The 25,474-nt window shown below is 36.8% G+C and carries 23 protein-coding genes; 20 read left to right on the plus strand and 3 right to left on the minus strand.

Annotated features, from left to right (window positions below; genetic code table 11):
- Window positions 1–250: 250 nt before the first annotated feature.
- Window positions 251–1,534: a replication-associated recombination protein A gene (locus tag MOO45_RS03300; protein WP_249514962.1), complete on the minus strand. Its 1,284-nt coding sequence runs from the start codon at window positions 1,532–1,534 to the stop codon at window positions 251–253.
- A 73-nt stretch (window positions 1,535–1,607) separates the two neighbouring features.
- Entirely contained in the window at window positions 1,608–2,216 is a 609-nt protein-coding gene (gene rpsD, locus MOO45_RS03305; protein WP_249514963.1) for a 30S ribosomal protein S4, read from the minus strand.
- A gap of 289 nt (window positions 2,217–2,505) precedes the next feature.
- Between rpsD and MOO45_RS03310 the strand changes: the two genes are divergently transcribed.
- The 15 genes from MOO45_RS03310 to MOO45_RS03380 all read left to right on the plus strand — a co-directional run bounded on the left by MOO45_RS03310 (window position 2,506) and on the right by MOO45_RS03380 (window position 19,149).
- Window positions 2,506–4,191, plus strand: a complete 1,686-nt coding sequence (locus MOO45_RS03310) for a septation ring formation regulator EzrA (RefSeq protein WP_249514964.1) — start codon at window positions 2,506–2,508, stop codon at window positions 4,189–4,191.
- Between the two features lie 62 nt (window positions 4,192–4,253).
- The gene (locus tag MOO45_RS03315; RefSeq protein WP_249515144.1) at window positions 4,254–5,399 is read left to right on the plus strand and encodes a cysteine desulfurase family protein; all 1,146 of its coding nucleotides are present in this window, start codon (window positions 4,254–4,256) and stop codon (window positions 5,397–5,399) included.
- Window positions 5,400–5,408: 9 nt separating this feature from the next.
- On the plus strand, window positions 5,409–6,626 hold the full coding sequence (thiI, locus tag MOO45_RS03320) for a tRNA uracil 4-sulfurtransferase ThiI (protein WP_249514965.1): 1,218 nt from the start codon (window positions 5,409–5,411) through the stop codon (window positions 6,624–6,626).
- Window positions 6,627–6,908: 282 nt separating this feature from the next.
- Window positions 6,909–9,557, plus strand: coding sequence for a valine--tRNA ligase (locus MOO45_RS03325; protein ID WP_249514966.1), 2,649 nt, complete (start codon window positions 6,909–6,911; stop codon window positions 9,555–9,557).
- 177 nt (window positions 9,558–9,734) lie between these two features.
- A complete protein-coding gene (locus MOO45_RS03330) occupies window positions 9,735–10,679 on the plus strand; it encodes a 2-dehydropantoate 2-reductase (RefSeq protein WP_249514967.1) in 945 nt (314 codons plus the stop codon).
- Window positions 10,680–10,818: 139 nt separating this feature from the next.
- Window positions 10,819–12,102 (plus strand): bifunctional folylpolyglutamate synthase/dihydrofolate synthase, encoded by a 1,284-nt coding sequence (locus MOO45_RS03335; RefSeq protein ID WP_249514968.1) that lies wholly within the window; start codon window positions 10,819–10,821, stop codon window positions 12,100–12,102.
- Window positions 12,103–12,135: 33 nt separating this feature from the next.
- Window positions 12,136–12,780, plus strand: coding sequence for a JAB domain-containing protein (locus MOO45_RS03340; protein WP_249514969.1), 645 nt, complete (start codon window positions 12,136–12,138; stop codon window positions 12,778–12,780).
- A 96-nt stretch (window positions 12,781–12,876) separates the two neighbouring features.
- Complete coding sequence (locus tag MOO45_RS03345; protein WP_249515145.1) at window positions 12,877–13,869, plus strand: rod shape-determining protein; 993 nt, start codon at window positions 12,877–12,879, stop codon at window positions 13,867–13,869.
- A 42-nt stretch (window positions 13,870–13,911) separates the two neighbouring features.
- On the plus strand, window positions 13,912–14,763 hold the full coding sequence (gene mreC / locus MOO45_RS03350; RefSeq protein WP_249514970.1) for a rod shape-determining protein MreC: 852 nt from the start codon (window positions 13,912–13,914) through the stop codon (window positions 14,761–14,763).
- Window positions 14,756–15,292: a rod shape-determining protein MreD gene (gene mreD, locus MOO45_RS03355; RefSeq protein WP_249514971.1), complete on the plus strand. Its 537-nt coding sequence runs from the start codon at window positions 14,756–14,758 to the stop codon at window positions 15,290–15,292. The genes mreC and mreD overlap by 8 nt, the downstream gene beginning before the upstream one ends.
- Before the next feature lie 18 nt (window positions 15,293–15,310).
- A complete protein-coding gene (locus MOO45_RS03360) occupies window positions 15,311–15,973 on the plus strand; it encodes a septum site-determining protein MinC (protein WP_249514972.1) in 663 nt (220 codons plus the stop codon).
- 10 nt (window positions 15,974–15,983) lie between these two features.
- Complete coding sequence (gene minD, locus MOO45_RS03365; RefSeq protein WP_249514973.1) at window positions 15,984–16,799, plus strand: septum site-determining protein MinD; 816 nt, start codon at window positions 15,984–15,986, stop codon at window positions 16,797–16,799.
- Window positions 16,800–17,076: 277 nt separating this feature from the next.
- Window positions 17,077–17,718, plus strand: coding sequence for an amino acid ABC transporter permease (locus MOO45_RS03370; protein ID WP_249514974.1), 642 nt, complete (start codon window positions 17,077–17,079; stop codon window positions 17,716–17,718).
- Window positions 17,711–18,355, plus strand: coding sequence for an amino acid ABC transporter ATP-binding protein (locus MOO45_RS03375; RefSeq protein WP_249514975.1), 645 nt, complete (start codon window positions 17,711–17,713; stop codon window positions 18,353–18,355). Before MOO45_RS03370 ends, MOO45_RS03375 begins: the two co-directional genes overlap by 8 nt.
- Window positions 18,352–19,149 carry an amino acid ABC transporter substrate-binding protein gene (locus MOO45_RS03380; protein WP_249514976.1) on the plus strand — a complete coding sequence of 266 codons (798 nt, stop codon included), beginning with the start codon at window positions 18,352–18,354 and terminating at the stop codon, window positions 19,147–19,149. The genes MOO45_RS03375 and MOO45_RS03380 overlap by 4 nt, the downstream gene beginning before the upstream one ends.
- A gap of 60 nt (window positions 19,150–19,209) precedes the next feature.
- On the opposite strand, the gene MOO45_RS03385 is transcribed toward MOO45_RS03380, so the two are convergent.
- Window positions 19,210–19,320: a DUF4044 domain-containing protein gene (locus tag MOO45_RS03385; protein WP_249514977.1), complete on the minus strand. Its 111-nt coding sequence runs from the start codon at window positions 19,318–19,320 to the stop codon at window positions 19,210–19,212.
- A gap of 290 nt (window positions 19,321–19,610) precedes the next feature.
- Here MOO45_RS03385 and rsmH point away from each other — a divergent pair, with 290 nt between their 5' ends.
- Genes rsmH through murD form a run of 5 tightly spaced genes read left to right on the plus strand, consistent with a single transcriptional unit; the run spans window position 19,611 to window position 25,468 of the window.
- Window positions 19,611–20,552 carry a 16S rRNA (cytosine(1402)-N(4))-methyltransferase RsmH gene (rsmH, locus tag MOO45_RS03390; protein WP_249515146.1) on the plus strand — a complete coding sequence of 314 codons (942 nt, stop codon included), beginning with the start codon at window positions 19,611–19,613 and terminating at the stop codon, window positions 20,550–20,552.
- Between the two features lie 18 nt (window positions 20,553–20,570).
- Window positions 20,571–20,960 carry a cell division protein FtsL gene (ftsL, locus tag MOO45_RS03395; protein ID WP_249514978.1) on the plus strand — a complete coding sequence of 130 codons (390 nt, stop codon included), beginning with the start codon at window positions 20,571–20,573 and terminating at the stop codon, window positions 20,958–20,960.
- Complete coding sequence (locus tag MOO45_RS03400; protein ID WP_249514979.1) at window positions 20,957–23,128, plus strand: penicillin-binding protein; 2,172 nt, start codon at window positions 20,957–20,959, stop codon at window positions 23,126–23,128. The genes ftsL and MOO45_RS03400 overlap by 4 nt, the downstream gene beginning before the upstream one ends.
- A 15-nt stretch (window positions 23,129–23,143) precedes the next feature.
- Entirely contained in the window at window positions 23,144–24,109 is a 966-nt protein-coding gene (gene mraY, locus MOO45_RS03405) for a phospho-N-acetylmuramoyl-pentapeptide-transferase (RefSeq protein ID WP_249514980.1), read from the plus strand.
- A gap of 9 nt (window positions 24,110–24,118) precedes the next feature.
- On the plus strand, window positions 24,119–25,468 hold the full coding sequence (murD, locus tag MOO45_RS03410; protein ID WP_249514981.1) for a UDP-N-acetylmuramoyl-L-alanine--D-glutamate ligase: 1,350 nt from the start codon (window positions 24,119–24,121) through the stop codon (window positions 25,466–25,468).
- Window positions 25,469–25,474: the final 6 nt, after the last annotated feature.

A 25,474-nucleotide genomic window follows, 5' to 3' on the forward strand; every position in this document is an offset into this window, starting at 1 on the left:
CCAACAATGAAGCTGCTGAAAATCAATGTCCATAAATTCCAAAGTGGGGGAGATAATAATAAATTAATAGACCTATACCGACTGAAATTAGCAAAAGATAAGCAGTTATTTTGGTACAACTTTGTAATTTTAATTGCTTGGTGACATTCACTAAACTCAACAGATTTTGTGGGTAAACTAATAATAAAATTGCTAATATAGTGATTAAAATTAAAAAAATGATCATCAATATAAAAAGCATGTTGCTACCCTAACTTTCAGTGTGATTTTGTAAAGTATGCAGATGGTCGTAAGTCTTTTTTAAATTTGTTTCATATTTACTGTTGGTTTTCGCCTGATAATATTGTCGCTTTTGCAAAAGGTCAGGTAAATACTGTTGAGCAACCCAATCATTAGCAAAATCATGAGGATACTGATAACCGATACCATGTTGTAATTTTTCGGAACCCTTGTAATGGCTATCTTTTAGACTATCGGGAATTTGACCAACCTTTCCTGAACGGATATCCTCTAAAGCGGCATCAATGGCCAAAATACCTGAATTAGACTTAGGGCTTAAGCAGAGTTCAATGACAGCATCGGCCAAGGGAATGCGGGCTTCAGGCAAGCCAATTTTTTCGGCAGCGCTACAGGCTGTGACAGTCCGTTGACAGACGGGAGGATTGGCAAGACCGATATCTTCATAAGCACAAACAATCAAACGGCGAATAGCTGTCTTGAGATCACCGCCTTCTAATAAACGTGCTAAATAATATAAAGCGGCATCGGTATCACTGCCACGAATGGATTTTTGGAAAGCAGATATCACATCATAATGATCGTCGCCATTTTTATCAGTTAATAACGTCTTTTGCTGCAGAGATTCACTAGCAATTTCAGAATTAATTTGGATAATATCATCTTTATCTTTAGGAGTAGATTTAACTGCTAACTCTAGACCGTTTAAGGAACTGCGTAAATCACCATTGGTTGCATGAGTAAAAACTTGCCAAGCATTTTTAGTTAGTGATGTCTGATAGTTGCCTAAGCCGCGTTCAGTATCCTTTAACGCCAGTTGTAAAGCTTGTTTAATATCTTGTGGCGTCAAAGACTTGACTTCGAAAATTTGAGTCCGACTACGGATAGCAGGATTGATGGCCAGATAAGGATTTTCTGTGGTAGCACCGATTAAAATAATTTGTCCACTTTCCAACAATGGTAATAAAAAATCTTGTTTAGTTTTGTCGAGACGATGTATTTCATCCAATAACAAAACAACAGTACCGCTCATTTTGGCTTCTTCGGCTACAATTTGTAGCTGCTTCTTGGAATCGGTTGCCGCATTTAGTTGACGAAAAGCGTACTTAGTACTACCGGCGATAGCACTGGCAATGCTTGTTTTTCCAGTTCCCGGTGGACCATATAGGATCATAGATGAAAGTAATTTGGTATGAACCATGCGCCAAATAATTTTGCTTGGGCCAATTAAATGTTGTTGACCAACTACTTCATTTAAGTTGCGAGGTCGCATACGATAAGCTAAAGGTTGATTCAAATATTTCAAAGACCTTTCTTTTTCTACAAAAAAAGCAATCCGAAGATTGCTTTTTGCAAAAATATAAGATAAATTACAGAATCTGGTTGTAAAATTCAACAACTAATGATTCATCAATTTCTGGTGCTAATTCATCACGTTGTGGTAAACGAATAAATTTACCAACCATCTTGTCTTCATCAAATTCAACAAATGGTAAACGAGCGACATTTGCTTCCAAAGCATCTTTAACAACCTGTAAATTCTTTGAACGATCACGTAAGGAAATTTCCTGACCAGGTTTCACTTCATACGAAGGAATATCAACACGTTTGCCATCAACAACAACATGACCATGGTTAACCAATTGACGAGCTTGAGCACGTGTAGTAGCTAAACCCAAACGATAAACTAGGTTATCTAACCGTGATTCAAGTAAAATCATAAAGTTTTCACCATGTTTACCTTGACGAATCTTACCAGCGCGCAAGAAAGCATTTCTAAATTGACGTTCGTTTAAACCATACATTAGACGTAATTTTTGTTTTTCTTGTAACTGGGTACCATATTCAGATAACTTGTTCCGATTTTTGGGACCGTGTTGACCTGGTGCATAAGGACGACGAGACAATTCTTTGCCAGTACCTGATAAAGAGATACCTAAACGCCGTGACTTTTTCCATGTAGGACCTGTATAACGCATAAAAAATTCCTCCAAGATTATATTTGGAGTAAAATAATCAAAAATAGAGAGTTCAACATTCGTGCAGTTAATATTGCAATCTTCACCTTTTGCAGCCGTAGGTTACACAATTGAACAATGAGCTATTAACTGTTGACGAGCTTGTCACTTCCTGCTGCAATTATTTTACACTCCGTCATCATACCGATTTCTAGGATCAATGTCAATCTTAAATCTTTTTTAAATGATTGCGGATATTTTCTTTGCTATAATACTAATTAATGTTGAATACGTAGCGCGAGGCATAAATGTGATATTTTTTATTCTATTGATTTTAATTATTATCTTCTTAATTGTGGGTTTTATATATTTTTACCAAAAAAATTTAAAGACGATTGACCAATTAACGGACAAATTTGATCAGACGCAACAACAGAATTTAGATGCAATTGTTGATCAATTAGCTGATTTAAAATTGGCGGGATCTAGTTTGGTTAATTTTCAAAATGATAAAACTATTTATCATCAACAAAAAAAAGAGATTACGATGTTACAAACGCAACTTATTAATGCTTCTGAAAAGAATGCTAGTTTCCGTGTTATTTCAGCATGGAATCAATTGAAGCAGATTAATGCGAATTTAGTCTCCCAAAGTTCTGCTCTGGATCAGTCTGTTCAAGGCTTACGCCAGCTGTTTGACAGTGTTCAACAAAATCAAGTTAGTCTGAAGCAAGCACAAGAGGAATTAGCACGATTACAAAATAATTTAACACAGCAAAGTACTATCTTAGGGGCGCCGGTGGCATCTTTACAGCAATTGTTGGATGATATTTCACAAATGTTTGAGCAGGCTATTGAAAAAATTAATCAGGGTGATGCCTTAGCGGCAGATCAAGATTTGCAACAAATTAATCAACATTTACAAAAATATCGCCAACAATTCACAGCCGTGCAGGAACGTTTAGTGATTGACTATTCTGAACAGATAGAAGAGTTGCAAAGTGCAGAAAAGAAGATGCAGGTTGCGGGAATTCGGCTTGGTGATCCTCAAATTGAGACGGAACTGCAAAAAATTAAGCAACTCATTATTGAAATGAATCAAGAGTTGGCCAATCTGCAATTGGATCAATTTGATAATAAGAATCAGCAAATCAAAAAATTAATTGATTATCTGTATGAACGAATTACGGATGAGTGGCGTGCTAAACGGAAAGTACAGAAGAGTCAGACAATAATTGGCAATTTTATCCGCCATGCTGAAAAACAGAATCATGTATTAAAGCAGAAGATTAATCAGTTACTTGAGGAATATGTGGTTCATGATGAAGAACGGCAGACGGTTAATTTTAATTCACAAAAGTTGGGACAAATCAAAGGCGATTACCAAGAACAATTAAAATTGATTCGTGAGGAGCATGCAATTTTTTCACAAGTTTGGCAACAGTTGCAAAGTTTTAACCAGCAGTTACAAGAAATTGAGCAACAACAAATTAAAGTGGAACAAAATTTGGATGGCTTGACTCACGGCAAAGAGGTTGCAGAAGCTAATTATCATTCTTTTGTTATGAAGTTGAGTCAGTTGAAAAGACAAATAGCAGTTTTACGACTTAATGGTACTTCTAAAAGTTACCATGATGATTTGCAGATGGTGCAAAAAGAAGTCCAAACGGTGGGAGATATGTTGACACAGGTGCCAGTTGATGTGGAAGAACTTACGAAGCAGTTATTTGTGACACAGGAAGATTTAAATAATTTTGATCAAATTACGCAACAATTAATCGCCGATGTACAAATTACGGGACGACTGTTACAATATGCTAACAGGTACGTTAATACAGTTCCAGAAGTCCGACAAGCAGCAGATGCTGCGCAAGCTGATTATGATCAACAATTTGATTATCAAACTGCGCTTGAAACGATTAGCAATGCTTTAGAGAAAGTTGAACCAGGATCGGCTCAGCGAATTATTGATTTGTACCATGAGGATCATTCTTAAAAGTCCTAAACATAATTTTAGGATTTTTTTGTTTGTAGGAAAATTTTGGGTGGAGTGAAATGATGATTTATTTCGATAATAGTGCCACAACATTAATTGAGCCATCAGTTTTAAAGACTTATCAGCAAGTTAGTACGGATTATTGGGGTAATCCCTCTAGTTTGCACCATTTAGGCGATAAAGCAACGCAGATTTTGGCTGCTAGCCGCAAGCAGATTGCGGACAATTTAGGTTGTTTACCAGAAGAAATTTATTTTACTAGTGGCGGTTCTGAGGGTGATAATTGGATTATTAAGGGTACTGCTATTGAAAAGCAAGTCTTTGGTAAGCATATTGTTACGTCGCAAATTGAGCATCCAGCGGTGACAAAAACATTACAGCAGTTAGAAAAATTAGGGTTTGAAGTAACCTATTTGCCAGTGAATAAAGATGGTCATGTAGCGGCGTCGGATGTTCAGGCAGCGATTCGACCAGATACTATTTTGGTAACGATTATGGGTGTCAATAATGAAGTTGGCGCAATCCAGCCGATTGCTGAAATTGGCAAAATTCTGGAAGCTTATCCTAATATTCATTTTCATGTTGATGCCGTTCAAACTGTAGGCAAAAATCTCAGACAACAATTGTTTAGTCCGAGAGTTGATTTTGCAACTTTTTCAGGGCATAAATTTCATGCACCACGTGGAACGGGTTTTATTTATGCTAAAAAGCATCGCAAAATAGCATCATTGATTAACGGTGGTGGTCAAGAAAATAATTGGCGTGGTGGGACTGAAAATACGCCTGCCATTGTAGCTATGGCTAGAGCTTGGCGGTTGGCTACAACTGATGAAGCTATTAAAGCTCAAAAGCAGCAACAATTAAGACAGATGCTGTTTGAGCATTTAAATACTTTAAAGAATGCAGTTATTTTTTCACGTATGGATGCAGGCTTTGCACCGCATATTTTGTGTTTTGCGTTAAAAGGTGTGCGTGGTGAAACGATTGTTCACGCTTTTGAAGAGTATGGTATTTATTTATCCACAACCAGTGCTTGTTCATCACGAAATGGTGAAGAATCTATTACGCTTAAAGCTATGCATGTTCCAGATGCGTTGGCTACGAGTGCAGTGCGGGTCAGTTTAGATGAGATGAACACAATTGAGGAAATGCGCTCATTTATTGTTGCTCTGGATAAAATTTATCAGCATTTTCAAGTATTAAATTAGGAGAATTTTATGGAATATACAGAAGTTATGATTCGTTATGGCGAGTTGTCAACTAAGGGTAAAAATCGGCGTAGCTTTATTGATCGATTGCATGGTAATGTTGAAAAAGTTTTACAACCTTATCCGCAAGTTAGGATTCATCCTAAGCGAGATCGGATGCATATTAACTTGCATGGTGCTGATGCTCAAGGCGTAATGGAGCGATTATGCGTTGTTTTCGGCATTCAAAATTATTCACCCAGTGTGCAAATTGAGAAGGATTTGGGGCAAATTAAACAATTAGCTTTGCAAATGGTTCAAGAGCAATATCAAGTTGGGAAAACATTTAAAATCGCTACTAAAAGGGCAGATCATGATTTTGAATATGATACAAATCAAATCAATTTGGCGGTAGGCGACTATGTCAGTGAACATATTCCCGAAATTCAAGCTGAAATGCGTCATCCTGATATTAAAATTCAAATCGAAATTCGTATGGATGGAGCTTATTTGTCTAGTCATACTTATAAGGGTGCCGGTGGGTTGCCTGTTGGCACCGCGGGTAAAGCAGAATTGATGTTGTCTGGTGGAATTGATTCGCCTGTGGCTGGTTACTTGGCGATGAAACGGGGCGTGGAAATTGAAATGGTACATTTTTACAGCCCACCGTATACCAGCGAGCATGCGTTACAGAAAGCTAAGGATTTGACAGTTAAGTTGGCTAAATATGTGGGGCACATTCAATTTATTCAAGTTCCGTTTACGGAAATTCAAGAGACAATTAAGCAAAAAGTTCCTGAAGGTTATTTAATGACTATTCAGCGTCGTTTTATGTTACGATTAACAGATTTGATTCGGCAAAAACGGCAGGGTTTAGCGATTTTTAACGGTGAATCTGTTGGACAGGTTGCTTCACAAACTTTGGAAAGTATGGCAGCCATTAATGATGTCACAACGACTCCGATTGTACGTCCAGTGGCTACAATGGACAAAACTGAAATTATCAAGATTGCTGAAGAGATTGATACATTTAATCTCTCAATTCAACCATTTGAAGATTGTTGTACGATTTTTGCACCGCCGCGCCCCAAGACCAAACCTAATCTGAAAAAAGCTCGTCAGTATGAATCATTGTTAGATATTGATGGCTTAATTGAGCGTTCTTTGGCTGGAATTGAGGTTACTAATATTACACCATTTGATAATTTTTTAGATCAAGAAGATGAGGAAATTACGTCACTGTTATAATAAAACTTGACGGTAGGTACTTTTTTTCTTAAAATGAAATCAATATTAAAAAGCGATGAACAAGAGGCTTTTAGTAGCTAATTTACAGGGAGACTATCTGAGTGAGAATTAGTCGATGGGTTAGTAAAAGTTGTAACTTGTGAGCTGTCAATTTGACCGGGTAACCGTTACTTTTTTTGAGATAAAGTCTAATTCAGTTGGCTTTAATTTAGGTGGTACCGCGTATGCCCACATTCGTCCTAAGCAATTAGGGCGTTTTTTTATATATAGGAGTTGGAATTTATGTCGAATCAAGAAACAACTATGGCACCAAAATATGATCATAACGAAGTGGAGAATGGTCGTTATCAACAATGGGTGGATGCAGGTTTGTTTAAACCTAGCGGTGATCAAAAAGCAAAACCTTATTCTATCGTAATTCCTCCGCCAAATGTAACGGGTAAATTACATTTGGGCCATGCTTGGGATACAACTTTGCAGGATATTCTGATTCGCCAAAAGCGTATGCAAGGTTTTGATACTTTATATTTACCTGGAATGGATCATGCAGGAATTGCGACCCAAGCTAAGGTAGAGGCTAAACTGCGCGCGGAAGGTAAAACGCGATTTGATTTAGGTCGTGATGATTTTGTCAAAGAAGTCTGGAAGTGGAAAGAAGAATACGCACAGATTATTCGTTCACAATGGGCTAAAATGGGCCTATCATTAGACTATTCGCGTGAACGGTTTACCTTGGATGAAGGCCTATCTAAGGCAGTCCGGAAAGTTTTTGTTGATTTATATAATAAGGGCTTGATTTATCGTGGTGAATACATCATTAACTGGGATCCTGAGTTGCAAACCGCATTATCAGATATTGAGGTAGAACACCAAGATGATGCAGGAGCCTTTTATCATGTGAAATATCCTTTTGCAGATGGATCCGGTTTTATTGAAATTGCAACAACACGTCCGGAAACGATGCCTGGCGATGTTGCGATTGCAGTTTATCCAGGTGATGAACGTTATCAAGATGTTGTCGGTAAAGAAGTTATTTTACCGTTATTTGGTCGTAAATTGCCGATTATCGAGGACCATTATGTTGATCCTGAATTTGGAACTGGAATGGTCAAAATTACGCCAGCACATGATCCCAATGACTTTAAAGTCGGTAATCGTCATGATTTAGAACGGATTAATGTCATGAATGCTGATGGGAGCATGAACGAGAATGCGGGCAAATATGCGGGGATGGATCGTTTTGCTGCACGTAAAGCAATTGCTCAGGATTTAAAGGAACAAGGCTATTTATTAAAAGAAGAGCCGATTACGCATAGTGTTGGCCATTCTGAACGTTCAGGTGTTCAGGTTGAGCCACGTTTATCAACACAATGGTTTGTCAAAATGCAACCGCTGGCTGAAATGGTATTGAAAAATCAGCAAACTAAAGGCAAAGTTAATTTTGTTCCAGAACGTTTTGAAAATACGTTTGAACAATGGATGAGCAATGTACATGACTGGGTTATTTCGCGTCAATTATGGTGGGGACATCGGATTCCAGCTTGGTATCATAAGCAAACTGGTGAAATGTATGTAGGTGAGACAGCCCCAGAAGATGCCCAAAATTGGGAACAAGATCCAGATGTGTTGGATACTTGGTTTTCTAGTGCGTTATGGCCATTTTCAACCCTAGGTTGGCCTGATGAAGAGTCTTCAGACTTTAAACGCTATTTTCCAACGAATGCTTTGGTAACAGGTTACGATATTATCTTTTTCTGGGTTGCCCGAATGGTCTTTGAAGGATTAGAGTTTACTGGAGAACGACCATTTAAGGATGTTTTGATCCATGGTTTAATGCGCGATGAAAAAGGTCGTAAAATGAGTAAATCTTTGGGAAATGGGATTGATCCCATGGATGTGATTGATAAATATGGCGTTGATGCATTGCGTTGGTTTTTGATTACTGGTTCTGCGCCGGGGCAAGATACGCGCTTTAGTTATGAAAAAGTGAGTGCAGCATGGAACTTTATCAATAAAATTTGGAATGCAAGCCGTTTTGTGATCATGAATCTTGAAGATACACAACCGCAATTACCAGCAGTTGAGCAGTTAGATTTAACGGATCAGTGGATTTTGTCAGAATTGAATACAACTGTCGAAAATGTGTTGCGTCTCTCAGATAATTATGAATTCGGTGAAGTGGGACGGGCTTTGTACAATTTTGTTTGGAATGAGTTTTGTGATTGGTATATTGAATTAAGCAAGGCTACCTTAAATGGAGACAATGAACAGAAAAAAACTGCTAAGCGGCAAGTTTTGGCTTATATTTTGGATCAAATTTTGCGTTTACTGCATCCAATTATGCCTTTTGTAACGGAAAAAATTTGGTTAACAATGCCTCATACTGGTCAATCCTTAGTTGTAGCTGAATATCCGGTAGTACACAAGGAATTGGCGCAACCACAGGCAGTTGAACAAATGCAGACTGTGATTGAATTAATTCAGGCGATTAGGCAAATTCGCTCGCAAGCTAATGCGCCATTAGCTAATCCCATTGATATTTTGATCAAGCCGCAAGATGAAACTAAATTATCTTTAATTAATAGTAGTCAAGAATATATTGAGCGATTAGGACATCCCAAACAGCTAATGATTGCGCTAGATTTACAAGCTCCAAAATTAGCCATGAGTGCAGTAGTTGACGGTGCAGAAATTTATATTCCGTTGGCGGAATTAGTTAATTTGGAAGAAGAAATTCAGCGTCAAGAAAAAGAATTGGCTAAGGTTCGAAAAGATATTGATTTCTTAACGGGTAAATTAAATAATCAAGGTTTTGTTGCCCATGCTCCAGCGCAAGTCATTGATCAACAAAAAGCAAAATTAAATGATGCTAGGAAGCGTCAAACAAAGATTCAGGCTAGAATTGCTGAATTAAAGCAAAATGACGATTAAGTTTAAGTGATGCGGTTTTCATTTTAGTAATTTTATTAAGGACTAATTTCGATTTGTGATCGATTTTAGCCCTTTTAATTTGCGGCCATTTTTTAAAATAAATTTATTTTAATATTTTATTAATATGATGAGCATGGTATCATATTGGATATTAGGATAAGAAAGGGGAAATTTTTTATGAGAATTGCAGTCGTAGGTGTTGGTGCGATGGGAAACCGTTTTGGTTATGCGTTATCCCAAGCAGGTAATGATGTTACTTTAGTTGATGGTTGGCAACCCAATGTTGAAGCTATTAGACAAAATGGTTTGCGAGCTAATCTAAACGGTGAAGAGGTGCAGACCCCTTTGCCTATTTATTATCCTAGTGAAGTTAATCAAATTGAGGAACCTGTTGATTTAATTGTTGTTTTCACTAAGTCGTATCAATTAGAGGAATATTTTGACCAAATTAAACCGCTTCTGACTCCACAAACTTATGTTTTATGCCTGATGAATGGCATGGGTCATGAAAATATTTTAGAAAAGTATGTGGATCAAAATTTGTTATTGATTGGTGTTACCATGTTTACTGCTGGTTTGGATAAGCCAGGTCATGCACAATTATTCGGCGATGGCAATGTAGAAATTCAAAACCTGGGACCTAAAGGTGAGACTTTTGCTAAAAAAGTGGTGGAAACTTTGAGTCAAGCAAAGTTGAATGCTAAATATAGTACTAGTGCACGCTACTCTATTTGGCGCAAAGCTTGTGTGAATGGGACCTTGAATTCACTTTGTTCGCTTTTGGAGTGTAATATGGGTGAATTAGGTCAAACTAAAGAAGCCAAAACTTATTTAAAGGATATCATTGCAGAATTTGCAGCAGTTGCAAAGCATGAGAACATTGTATTGGATCAAGATGAAGTTTTTCATCATATTGACGAAACTTTTTACGGTAATATTGCTAATCATTATCCTTCTATGTATCAAGATTTAGTCAAAAATCATCGTATGACAGAGATTGATTTTATTAATGGTGCGGTATGGCGACGTGGTCAAAAATATGGTGTACCAACACCTGAATGTCGTTTACTAACCCAATTAATTCACAGTAAGGAACAATTAGTTGGGGCAAAATTAGATTAATTTTCTGTCTGAACATCCGCTTTCTGGGCTGAAAGTGGGTGTTTTTTGTATCCATTCAAAATAATTTAAGTTGTGATACGAGGTACTTTGTAGTTACAATAAGTAAAATTGGATGCAGAAGAAAGGATTTTGTGTGAGGATGAAGCTTACTAATTACGAAAAGGCGTTAAACTATATTCATAATTTGCCTAGACTGCATGAAACTAATAATTTAAAGTTTGTGAGACAAGCGCTAGAGTATTTGGATAATCCTCAGGATCAAATTGCGACAGTTCATGTTACGGGCACTAATGGTAAGGGGACAACTTGTTATTATTTAACGCAATTTTTGATTAATAATGGTGATAAAGTGGCGACATTCACTTCACCATATGTTGAACAATTTACAGAACGGTTTCAAATTGACGAAATTCCTGTGTCTCCCGAAACAATTGTTGATTTGACAAGACAGGTGGATCAAGTAGTTAAACAAATTAAGAAGCAAGATTCTGAATTTTATTTAGTGGAATTTGAGTTTTTAGTAGTGATGATGTTTTTATTATGTGTTCAGGAACAAGTAGATTGGGGAATTATTGAGGCTGGGATTGGTGGCCAGCATGATAAGACGAATGTTATTCACCCCAAATTATCAATCATCACTAATGTAGGGTTGGACCATATGAAATTGATTGGCCCTACTTTAGAAGATATTGCTCGTGAAAAAGCTGGTGTTATCAAGCAGGATGTCCCTATCCTTTTGGGAGATATAACACCGGATGTTTTGTCCATTTTTTTAGAGACTGCAAAACAAAAACAAGCACCTGTGTTCAAATTTAGAGATGATTTTACAATATCAAACGTTAAAATGCGCGAATCCAAGACAACTTTCTTTACTTGGCAAGATCCAAACTATCTATGGAAGAATCTGCAATTGAATACGATTTCAAAAACACAATTACAAGATGTTGCTTTGGCTATCAAAGCCTACGTTACTTTAGTTTCACATCCTGATGTAAATGATATTCAGCGTGGATTAAGAGTTTACGGTTTGCCTGCGCGGATGCAGTTTCTAAGCGAAGAACCATTGATTATCTTAGATGGAGCTCATAATTTACCGGCGATCACTCAATTATTAGCAGATATCCAACCTTTAAAGCAGTCCAAACGTTTGATTGTTTTGTACGCGGCGATGCAGGACAAACAGCGAGATGCTATTTTAACGTCTATTTCCAAAGTTGCAACACAAATTTTTGTTACTCAATTAACTGAGCAACGTTCGGCTAAAGAAATGGATTATCAATTACCCAAACAAGCGATTTTTGTACCTTCTTGGCGCCTAGCGTTTGGGCAGGCGGTTAATAGCCTAGACAACGATAGTTTGCTTTTAATTTGCGGGTCGTTACATTTTGCGGGAGATATTTTACGATTACTCAAAGAAAATTAATCGTTTTGCATAATTTTGCTTGAGGTGAAAATTATGCAGAAGAAAACTAACGACAATTGGTTGCCGCAGAATTTGACAATTTCTCAATTGTTAATGTTAATCTTGGACCAAACTTTAGCAGAAGATGTTAGATTGACAATTGTCCAACAATTAGCTGCTTATAGTGCTGGTTTCACGGATTTATTGAAGTTAAGACAATTATCCAGAGGGCAGATCACTTATTTATCGTTTGAGGATCTAAGGCGTCTACAAGCAATTTTGGAGATAAGTACGCGTTTGAATTATCAAAATCAATTATCTGTGGGACAAATTTTTTCCACGCAACAATTGGGTAAACATCTAATCAAGAAATGGTGTCAAACAGATCATGAGGAATTGTTAGGCTTCTTTTTTGACGCACAACGACAATTATTATGTGAACAGGTGATTTTCATGGGCTCACTAGATCAGGCATTGGTGCATCCTCGTGAAATTATGCAGATAGCATTGAATTTACCTTGTAAATACTTTGTTGTGGCACACAATCATCCTAGTGGCAATTTAACTCCATCAAATGCGGATATTACTTTTACTCAACGTTTGGCAACGTGTGGTCATTGCTTAGAGATCGAATTAGTTGATCATCTCATTATTGGCAAAAATAATTTCAGCAGTTTTCGACAATTAGAACTGTTGTAATGGCACAATAAATGTTTTTGAATTAAAATTTTGTATGATATAATTTAATAGATATGATAAGTACTGTTAATTTAAGGAGATAGTGTTTTGTTTGGAATGCGTTCGCGAAAAGTTGGGATAGATTTAGGAACCGCAAATACCATCGTGTATGTTGATGGACAAGGAATTGTTTTACGTGAACCCTCTGTGGTCGCCAAAAAGTCTACGACTGGTGAAGTTGTTGCTGTTGGCTCAGATGCTAGAGCAATGATTGGACGAACACCTGGGAGTATTCAAGCAATTCGTCCAATGAAAGACGGTGTTATTGCCGATTATGATACGACAGCGGCAATGATGAAATATTTTTTATCAAAAGTAGTAGGTAATTCAAAGCCGAACGTGATGGTTTGTGTGCCTAGTGGTGTGACGGAAGTTGAAAAAAGAGCTGTCATTGAAGCAACGCAAAATGCTGGTGCAAACGAAGCTTACTTGATTGAAGAGCCTTTTGCAGCTGCTATTGGTGCTGGTTTACCAGTGATGGATCCCACGGGTAGTATGGTGGTTGATATCGGTGGTGGTACAACTGATGTGGCAACTATTTCATTAGGTGGTATTGTTTCCAGTCGTTCGATTCGGATGGCTGGTGATAAGTTTGATGAATCCATTATTGCGTACGTAAGGCAGAATTTTAGTTTATTGATTGGTGAACGCACTGCTGAACAAATGAAAATTGAAATTGGTTCTGCTTCAATTGAAAGTGCTAAGCAACTGGGTGAAATGAGTATTAGAGGCCGTGATTTAATTAGTGGTTTACCCAAAACGGTTGATTTATCTGCTCAAAATGTTGCAGAAGCTATTCACGAGGATATTGAGGAAATCGTGACAGCTATTAAAGAGACTTTGGAGGCTACTTCTCCAGAAATAGCTGCGGATATTATTGATCATGGCATCGTCTTAACCGGTGGGGGTGCCCTATTAAAAAATTTAGCCGATGTAATTTCTGACTCTACTAAGGTACCAGTCTTTGTTGCGCAAGATGCTTTGGATTGTGTCGCTATTGGTACAGGCGAATCTTTAAAAAATCTTGATGTAATAAAGCGTCATAAATAAAAAGGTGGGTTAGCCCACTTTTTTAATTTTTGGAGGATTTGCATGCGTAACTTTTTCTCTAACAAAAAGTTAATTATTATTATGACAGTAGTCATCGTAGTTTTTGGTATGATTGCTGTTTCTGTAACTTTTAGTGATCGTAAGGATCAGCCGTCTGAGATTCATCAATTAGGTAATGATACTTTAGGTATTGTGGGCAATGTAATTGCTTTTCCAGTGAACGCTGTGCGAACGGCTGGCCAAGACGTGAACGATTTGTTTAACACCTACCAGGAAAATCGACACTTAAAAAAGCAGATTAATGATTTAGCACAAACAAAAGCACAAAATAGTGTTTTACAAAAAGAAAATCGTGATTTAAAACAACAAGTCAAGTTAAATAAAACTCTGACGGATTATCACCGAATTTCTGCAGCTGTAACGGCGCGTTCACCCAATGAATGGCAGAATTATTTAATTATTAATAAAGGATCAATTGCTGGCTTAAAGAAAAACATGCCGGTCATGTCTGGTTCTGGTTTGGTCGGTCGGGTTATTGAAGTTAATCGGACCAATTCTAAGGTGAGTTTGATTTCGACGGATAAGTCCTTAAGCAATAAATTTGCTGTAGAAGTGGTCAAACCTAATGGCGACGATACTAGTGGTATTATTGGTAGCTATGATAAAAATAATAATTTGTTGGTCATGACGAATGTAACTTCGACGAGAGGTATTAAAGTTGGTCAACAAGTAGTCACATCAGGTTTAGGTGGGTTAACACCGCGTGGACTTTTTGTAGGAAAAGTCGCAGCGATTAAAAAAGATGATTATGGTTTAGTTTCGTCTGTTTACGTTAAACCGGCGACTGATTTGAATAACTTTACGATTGTGACGGTTATTAGTCGATATGTTTAAAAAATTTGATTTTAGAAATAAAACGACCAGATACATCCTGCAATTTTTGATATTGTTAATTGGCTTTTTTCTGGATGGCTTAATAAAACAGATGGTTCCATTATTTAATGATGCTTTTTTTCAGGTCTCTGTTCAATTATTACTGATGGTTTTAGTGATGATGGCATTACGAGATAAACCAGTGGATAATCATCTATTTTGGTATGCACTTATTTTAGGGATATTGTACGATTCTTACTATTCGCATATTTTTGGCTTGTATACTTTAGTTTTTCCGCTAACTTTGGTTTTAATTCGTTCACTTCGGAATTTTGTTCCAGAATCATTGATTTTTGAGGGGAGTACGTATTTTATCAATTTAACAATTTCATTAATTTATTTGTATTTTGTTGGTTCTTTTTTAAGTTTAACTGCTGTGGATATTGCACATTTTGTAACCGACTGCTTAGGGCCAACGTTATTGATTAATACTATTTTGTTTGGGATCATCTATTATCCATTATCAAAACTATTAGACTGGTTAGTATAACATGTGGGGGAGAGTAACGTGAAAAGTGCAGTATTGAAGGGTAAAGGTCAAAGTTATTATTTGGAGATTATTGATGAAAGTGAATTTTCTGAAGCTTTGCGCCAGGTAGAAAACTTATTGACAGAAATTCAAAATCAGGTCAAAAATGATAGTGTTTTGTCTTTAACCGTTGATACTCAAAAGCGTTTATTGACCGACAGACAAAAAAATGAATTGAGAGATACGATTGCACAATTTTCTGTTTTTCATTTACAACAAATTACTAGTCAAGTTGTATCCAAGGACAGATTGCAACAAATTTTAAGTAAGAAACAATTAGAATTCGAACCCCACTTAATCCGATCAGGGCAAATTAGAGAATTTTCGGGTAATGTTTTATTATTGGGAGATCTACATGCGGGAGCTCAATTGCGAGCTGGCGGTAGTGTTTTTATTATGGGGAAAGCTGAAGGAATTATTCATGCAGGCTATCCTGATGATGATAAGGCTGTTGTGGTAGGCAACTTGGCAAATGTTAGTCAAGTTCGAATAAGCGATTTGATTCAAATTATTTCAGATTTACCAAAAAAATCTTTGGAGGCTGATTCGTTCTTTTCTGTGAATGATTTGCACGCTTTGGTAATTGATTCAATTGAAAATTTATTAGAGGTTAAACCACAGACAGAAATTGTTTTAAATTAGGAGGAGTTTGATGGGAACTTCAATTGTTGTCACTTCTGGTAAAGGCGGCGTAGGTAAAACGACTACAACTGCCAGTTTGAGTTTGGCATTGGTTCAGGCAGGTAAAACAGTTTGTGCAGTAGACTTAGACGTGGGTTTACGTAATTTAGATTCTTGTTTAGGATTAAGTGATCGTATTATCTATGATATGACAGATGTTTTGAGTGGCAAGGTTGCTTTATCTCAAGCTTTAATTGAACATCCTAATTATCATGACCAATTGTTCTTATTGGCAGCATCGCAAAATGATAGTCAAGAAGTTTTAGATGTTCGTAAAATTCAAGCAATTATTGGTGAATTAAAACAACAATATGATTTTGTACTTTTGGATTGTCCTGCGGGAATTGAAACAGGTTTTAAAGCGGCCGTTTATGTTGCGGATAGTGCAATTATTGTTACTACACCAGAATTAGCCGCGGTGAGTGATGCCGATCGAGTTGTTGGTTTATTAGAAAAAATGAAGTTGTCATACGGAATTCACTTAGTTATTAATCGGGTCAGATTGCAAATGATCGAAAATGGTAAGGCCATGGATATTCAAAGTATTGTGAATCGCTTGTCGGTTCCATTAATTGGTGTTATTATAGATGACGATGACGTCATTGCTACTTCCAATCATGGTCAGTCAGTCTTGCAAGAAGACATCGAAAACCCAGCTGCAGTGGGTTATCGTAACTTGGCACATCGGATTTTGGGAGAAAAGATTCCGTTGAATGAAATTGATGAGCATCGTTTGTCTTCTAAAAAACAAAATTTTTGGCAACGGATGTTTCATCATGTTAATTAAATAATTATTATGCGACTATGATCAAGATAGATATGTGCGCTAATTCAGAAAAGCTGTGGTTGATGTGAACAGTTATTAGTGACAACATAGAACACACTTGTGAGTCAAAAGGTTAAAGTGCCCGTTCGGTTTAACATCCGTTATTTTGTGCAGTTAACTAACTGCCTGAGATGTCAAGCGTGAGCTTGATATAAATTGAGGTGGAACCGCGGAAAATTTTCGTCCTCTTGAGTTTAATTACTCAAGAGGACTTTTTTTATTTATAGGGGGTTTGAAAATGAATTATATTTCAGAAATACTGCCATCGTTATTAAGTGGGACTAAGGTGACTATTGAGCTGTTTGTCTTGACATTAGTTATATCTGTTCCCTTGGGAATTTTGGTTTCGGTAGGTCTTAGAAGTAGATTTTCAATTGTACGTCTAATTTTAGAGGCCTACGTTTGGTTAATGCGTGGGACACCCCTATTGCTGCAGTTAATTTTTATTTTTTATGGATTGCCCACAATAGGAATTGTCTTTGAGCGGATGACCGCAGCTATTGTTGCGTTTGTTTTGAACTATGCTGCTTATTTTGCTGAAATTTTTCGTGGTGGTTTGCAGGCAATTAGTCAGGAGCAGCGTGAAGCAGCAGCCCTGTTAGGATTGACTAAATTGCAAGCTTTTCGATTCATTATCCTACCACAGGTCATCAAGATCGTTTTACCGTCAATGGGAAATGAAGTTATTAACTTAATTAAGGATTCTTCACTGGTCTATGTTTTAGGGATTGGCGATTTATTACGCGCAGGTAATGTAGCAACAGCACGTGATGTAACACTGGCACCCTTAATTTTAGTTGGTATCTTCTACTTGATTATGACAGGATGTTTGACGCTATTGCAGAATTGGATTGAGCGGAGGTTTTCGTATTATGAATAAACAGCCAAAATTACAACTAAAAAATGTTACCAAAACTTTTGGAACAAAAGTAGTGTTAGATTGTTTAAACCTTTCGGTGGAAACAGGCAGTATTTTATCCATCGTGGGTCCTAGTGGAGTTGGTAAGACGACGCTATTAAGAACGATTCTAGGATTAGAAAAAGTTGATCGTGGACAGTTTTTTTTAGATGGAATTGCTTTTACACCTCAAGATCATAGTCAAAATAATGTGGGCATTGTTTTCCAGGATTATCGCCTGTTTCCCAATCTTAGTGTAATGGATAATTTGATTTTAGCTCCTGTCCGGGTTCAAAAAAAATCCTCAATACAAGCTCAACAGGAAGCTCAAAATCTATTAGATTTGCTTCAAATCAGTGAGCAAGCTCAGCAATATCCATTTCAATTGTCAGGTGGACAAAAACAACGGGTAGCGATTGCACGTTCGTTAATTTTACGACCAAAAATTTTGTGTTACGATGAGCCGACAAGTGCTTTGGATAGTCAAAATCGACAACAAGTGGCCAATTTATTACAGCAATTTCAAAAATTAAGTATGACACAATTAGTGGTAACGCACGATTTAGATTTTGCTCGTCAAGTTTCAGATCAAATGTTTGAATTGAGGTCAGAACAATGAAAAAACAACGTTTGCTATTATTGTTTATGAGTTTGTTTTGCCTTGTTTTAATGGGGTGCAATCACCAGCAACAACGTATCGGGACCAAAAAAAGTACCTTGATTGTAGGTTTAGATGATTCTTACGTTCCAATGGGATTCGTTAAAAAATCTGGGCAGTTAACTGGCTTTGATGTCGATTTAGCTAAATTAGTTGGGCAAAAAATTCATCGTAAAATTGTTTTTCAACCGATTGATTGGTCCATGAAAGAGACGGAATTGCGCAATGGGACAATTGATTTGATTTGGAATGGATACACTAAAACACCACAACGTGCTCAAAAAGTAGCTTTTTCACAACCGTATTTAAAGGATTCACAAGTTGTGGTAGTTAAACGAAGTTCAAATATTCATAATATGCAACAGCTGAAAGGAAAAGTTGTGGGCACGCAAGCGGGTTCTTCAGGATATAGTGCATTGATGGGTCATCCTCAGCTACTAAAGAATCGAATTAAAAATCGAACGCCCGTTTTATACGATAATATTGAAAATGGTTTCTTGGATTTAAAGGCGGGACGGATTGAAGGATTTTTATTTGATCGGGTATTTGCGGATTATTATCTAGCGCACAGTAAAGATCGCAAGCAATTCGTGACACTAACCACCGATTTTTCTGGTGAAAGTTTTGCGATTGGGATGCGAAAGAATGATTCTTCAACAAGGCAGGAAATTAATTCAGCTTTGAATCAATTAAGACAGAATGGGCAACTAAAGAAACTGAGCCAAAAATGGTTTCAACATGATATTTCTAAATAAAATATAGACAATAAAAAAGTACAAATTATATCTTAATCTGTACTTTTTTATTGATTGTAATTACATAGAACCCATAAATGCTGGAATAACAATTCCGGCAATTGTTACGATAATCATGGTCCAAACAAAAATTTGTGTAATACGTGTAAAGACGCTTTTCTTTTTTTTCAAGAAATTCACCTGAACTCTTTAAGTTTGTTCCCATCTTACGTTAAATCATAAAGAAATGCAACCAATAATCATACGGCGAACAAATGTTTGTATTATTATCAGCAACTTATTGACAAAACTGATAAATTTATAATAATTTTTACTGATTAGTGGTGGTATATAGGAGATTGTGTTAACATTTATAGTATAAATTAATGTAAATTGCGCTTTAATTGAACACACGGTTAAACTGTTTTAGTTTAGCTTTGAAGGCCAAGATTTTAGTACAATTTAGAAATTTGTTAGGTGATTTGATGTTCCAGCATGAAACGGTATTATTGAATCCGACGGTTGATGCTTTACATGTTCAAGATGGCGGAATTTATGTCGATGCGACGTTTGGTCGTGGTGGTCATACTAATTATTTGTTGAGTCAAGGCCAGAATCTTTCTGTTTTTGCTTTTGATCGAGATCAAGAAGCTATTGTTGCTGGTCAGAGTTTGATGCAACAAACGAATACGCAAACGAATAATCATTTAGAATTAGTTACAGCTAATTTTGCTGAACTGACACAACAGTTGGCAACATTTGGTATTCACAAAATTAATGGGATTTTATATGATTTAGGAGTTTCTTCTCCACAGTTTGATGATCCGAAACGAGGGTTTAGTTATCGTTATGATGCGCGTTTAGATATGCGGATGGATCAAACACAGCAGTTAGATGCTTATCAGATTGTTAACCAGTGGGATCAGCAACGTCTGACCTATATTTTTAAGCGTTATGGTGATGAGAAATTTGCTAATCGAATTGCACATGCTATTGTCCAACAGCGGCCACAACCGATTACTACAACTTTGGAATTAGTTCATATAATTGAGAATTGTTTACCTGCGGCTGTGCGGCGTCAAAGTAAAAAGCATCCTGCTAAGAAGGTTTTTCAGGCTTTACGGATTGCGGTTAATGATGAATTGAGTTCGCTGGATCAATCTTTAGAAGCAGCAATTTGTTTGTTAAAACCAGCTGGTTTGATTAGTGTGATCACTTTTCAATCATTAGAAGATAAAATTGTTAAGCAAGTTTTTCGACGGCATGGTGAGGTAGACGTGCCCAGAAATTTGCCCGTTATTCCACCAGAATTACAACCGGAACTCAAAATTTTAACAAAAAAACCCATCCTGCCATCGGAAACTGAAATTGCGAAGAATCATCGTGCACATAGTGCTCATCTGCGTGTGGCACAAAAATTATAGAAAATCGAGATAAGTTTAATGGAGCAAAGCACAGTTCGAAAAATTTCGTCTAATCTTCAAGAACAATCTGAATATTCTGCTCAACGAAAGCCAGTTAATCATGTTCAAAATGCAGTTGCATTAAATACAAAAAGTGTCCCGTTTTCAGGCTTTGAGAAATTGTTATCATTGTTAATTGGAGTTGTTTTAGCAGTGACAATGTTTGTCTTAATTGATTTGCGAACGCAAACATCTATACAGCAACGACAAATCCAAGATGCGGCTGCTCAGACACAAAAAGTAACGAATGATAATAATAATCTCCATCAAGAAATTATTGAATTGAGCAATTCGGGACGACTTTTAAAAATAGCCCAAAAGCACGGTTTGAAATTACAGACTAACAATGTTAGGAATATTTCAAAATGAGTAATCATAAGGCAGAAGATAAAAGAATTATAAACAAGGCAAGACGTGATCGAAGAATTATCGGTAGATTCTTTTTAATCATAATTGCCTTATTTTTTATAATATGTATTTTTCGTTTTACGTATATTACGATTAGTGGGCATGTAGGTAGTGTTGATTTGTCCAAAAGAACGGAACAAAAGTATCGACATAAAAAAACATTGTCGGCCTTGCGCGGTAGTATTTTTGCGAATGACGGTACTAAAATTGCTTATAGTGATCAATCTTATGAACTTTATGCTGTGATTGATCCGACTTATCATAGTACTGTGGGCAAGCCTTTGTATGTTCATGACAAAAAAAAGACAGCTCAAACATTGAGTCGCTATATTCCAATGAATGCCAAGGAAATTTATGAGATTTTGAATCCGAAAGAGAAAACAACTTTTCAGGTGGAATTTGGGACCGCTGGTCAAAATATTAGTTTTGGTATGAAAAAAGCGATCCAAAAAAAGCATTTGCAGGGGATTTATTTTCAAGCAGTTCCCAATCGTTCATATCCTAATGGCAATTTTGCGTCTAATACCATTGGTTTGGCACAAATTTCGGAGTCGACTACGAAAAAGAAAAAATCTAGTCAAGGTGTAATGGGGTTAGAAAGTTACTACAATAAGGTTTTAGAAGGAAAAAATGGTTACGAGATTAATTATACAGATCCAGAGGGTTACACTTTACCTAAAACGCACAAAAAAACTAAACTTCCGGTGCAAGGTTCAAATGTCTATACAACTTTAGATTTAAATTATCAGCATTATTTGGAACAATTGTTAGATGATGTTTATACAAAATATCATCCACAATCAATGCAAGCAATTGTGACAACGCCCAAAAATGGGCATATCATTGCCATTTCACAGCGGCCTACATTTAATCCTGATACTAAGGAAAATATTATGAATTCTTGGCAAGATCTGAATTTACAAGATACTTACGAACCGGGATCAGTGTTTAAAGTTTTAACGTTGGCGGCCTCAATTAATTCAGGAAATTATAATCCAAATCAATATTATCATTCGGGGGCTATCACGATTGGTGACCGAACAATTCATGATTGGAATACTAACGGTTGGGGTGAAATTCCGTTTAATCAGGCCTTTCCGCGCTCCAGTAACGTGGGAATGGTCAATTTAGAACAGCAGATGGGTGCTAGTACTTGGCTCAAATACATGAAAAAATTTAAGATTGGTAAATTGACGAATATAACTTTACCAGGTGAGGTAGCAGGTTCAATTAATTTTCAGCATGCTTCTGATCAGGCAATTACATCTTTTGGTCAAAGTGTCTCAGTGACAGCGCTACAAATGGTGCAAGCGTTGGGGGCAATCGGTAATCATGGCAAATTAATGCAGCCCCAATTAGTTAGTCAAATTGAAAATCCTAATACTGGTAAAATTAAAAAAATTATGCCTAAAGAAGTTGGACAACCTGTTTCTGACAAAACGACGCAACAAGTTTTGGATGCTATGCGTGATGTTGTACGAAAAGATTATGGTACGGGTTCTATGTACAAAATTCCTGGACAAGATGTGGCGGTAAAAACTGGGACAGCACAAATTTCTAGCTCTAAGGGTGGATATTTAACTGGTAGTAATGACTATGTCTATTCTGTGGCGGGCTTAGCGCCAGCTAGTAATCCGAAATATTTAGTTTATATTACAATGAAAAAGCCACAAGTGATGACGAAGGCACCTGAACAAATGTTAGCAGAAATTTTCAATCCGATGATGCAACGTTTGCTGGGAACGGGTAAAATAGAGAATGTTGAGACAAGTGACACTTCAATTTCAATGCCAGAATTGACTAATCAGTCTTTGGCTTCAGTACGGCAAACTTTAAATAAACAGCATTTGACAGCAGGGGTTGTCGGGACAGGTTCAAAGGTTGTTCAGCAATTACCTAGTGCTAAAACGCCTGTTGTTCAAAATCAACGAGTTATTTTACTAACTGACGGCGCTATGACAATGCCAGATGTACGGGGCTGGTCTAAAAACGATTTGTTGAAATTAGCTGAAATTACGGGGAAAAAGATTGTACTAAAAGGTCATGGGTATGCATATAAACAAAGCGTTGCTCCACAATCAGTTTTGAACAATGTTAAGGAAGTAGTAGTCTCTTTGAAACAAAATTAAAGTGAGGATTTTGGTATGAATATTGGGAAGATGATTGTTCCCGTCATTATTAGTTTTATCATTGTTGTAGTATTAATGCCGTTATTTATTAAACTAATGGTGGCTAATCAAGAAGGACAGCAGATTAGAGCAGATGGTCCTAGTTGGCAGGAATATAAAAATGGTACGCCGACAATGGCGGGCATCATTTTTTTGGTGGCCATTGTATTGTCCAGTCTGTGGGTAGCTTCATGGCAAGAGTTATTTTCTAATTCTTTGATGCTTGTCAATTTGATGTTGCTTTTATTTGGAATTATTGGTTTTTTGGATGATTTTATTAAACTCAAAAATCATCGTAATTTAGGTTTATTAGCATGGCAAAAATCATCATTACAGGTTATTTTTGCGATCATCTTTTGTGTATTGTATTTTCACTATCATTTTCCAATTGATTTGCAATTTTTTGGGTATATTTTCCATTCACCTGTTTTGTATGTCATTTTTATACTTCTGTGGTTGGTTGGTTTTTCGAATGCTGTTAATTTAACAGATGGTTTGGATGGTTTGGTAACAGGATTAAGTATTATTGCTTATCTGACTTATGCTTATATTGCCTATCAGCAGCAAAATGATGATATTTTATTGGTGTGTTTAAGTGTAGTTGGGGCAATGGTAGGTTTTTTTCTTTTCAATCATAAACCTGCTAAGATTTTTATGGGGGATGTAGGATCTTTAGCTTTAGGAGCTGGTTTAGCGGCCATTTCTTTGGTTTTAGATTGTCCATGGTCTTTATTGTGGATTGGCATTGTTTTTGTTGTAGAAACGTTAAGTGTCATTATTCAGGTGGCTGTTTTTAAAACTACTGGTCATCGGGTATTCAAAATGTCACCGATTCACCATCACTTTGAAATGTTAGGTTGGTCTGAGTGGAAAGTTGTTGGTGTTTTTTGGACAGTGGGGTTAATTGCGGCACTTAGTTATATTTTAATTTTTGTGGGGTAAAGATTAATCATGAAGCAATTAAAAAGCTATGTTGGTAAAAAGGTTTTGGTTTTGGGTTTGGCAAAAAGTGGCTTTAATGCGGCTATTTTGTTGACGAAGTTAGGTGCTGAAGTGACAGCCAATGATCAACAAAATAGTTCAGAAGCTACTCAATTGCGGAATTTAGGTTTGAACGTGATTACTGGCAATAATTCAATTGAAATCTTGAATCAAGGATTTGATCTGATTGTCAAGAATCCTGGAATTAATTATGAAAATCCGCTAATTCAAGTAGCACTTGAAAGGCAAATCCCTATTATTACGGAGCCTGAATTGGCTTATGAAGTTTCACAAGCGCCTTTTATTGGTGTGACAGGAACGAATGGCAAAACGACCACTACGACCTTGATTCGACTTATCTTAGATCAAGATCGTGCCAAGGGTCATGCTTATAAAGCTGGAAATATTGGGATTCCGGTTTCTAAAGTAGTACAAGAGGCTACCGCTGACGATGATGTCGTTGTGGAACTTTCCAGTTTTCAACTTTTAGGAACTACAAAATTGCGACCTAAAATTGCTGTGCTAACGAATATTTATGAAGCTCATCTGGATTATCATAAAACACGAGCTAATTATGTGAAAGCTAAAATGAAAATTACGGCTAATCAAGCAGTGACAGACTATTTTGTGGTTAACTTTGATAAGCTGGAATGGCGGGAATTAAGCCGACAAACCCAAGCACAAGTTGTTCCTTTTTCAAGATTAAAGAAAAGTACAGCCGGTGCTTATCAAGATGGTAACACCTTATATTTTCGGGGCGAGCCGATAATTGATGTATCAGAAATTGTGCTGCCGGGACAGCATAATCTAGAAAATTGTCTAGCAGCTATTGCCGTGGCAAAATTATTAGGTAAATCTAATGAAACCATCAAAAAAGTTTTAACAACGTTTCAAGGTGTCAAACATCGAATTCAATTTGTTCAGGAGATCCATGGGCGCAGAGTATATAACGATTCCAAAGCAACTAATATTGAAGCTACAATTGTTGCATTGCAGTCATTTGAGCAACCGATTGTCTTGATAGCTGGGGGATTAGATCGAGGTTTTAATTTTGATGAATTGGTGGAACCCTTAAAAAGGGTCAAAGCAATCGTTTTATATGGTGAAACTAAATTTTTGATGCAAACAGCTGCTAAAAAAGCTGAAATTAAAACAATTGCTTTGGTTGACCGATTGGATGATGCAGTTGAGCAAGCGTACCAATTTACCAATGAAGGTGATGTCTTGCTCTTGTCACCAGCAGCTGCTAGTTGGGATCAGTTTAAAACTTTTGAAGAACGTGGCGATCGTTTTATTGAAGATATTGAAAAACTAAAATAGGAAGAA

Origin of the sequence: Bombilactobacillus folatiphilus, assembly GCF_023380265.1 — a bacterium.
Classification (GTDB): domain Bacteria; phylum Bacillota; class Bacilli; order Lactobacillales; family Lactobacillaceae; genus Bombilactobacillus; species Bombilactobacillus folatiphilus.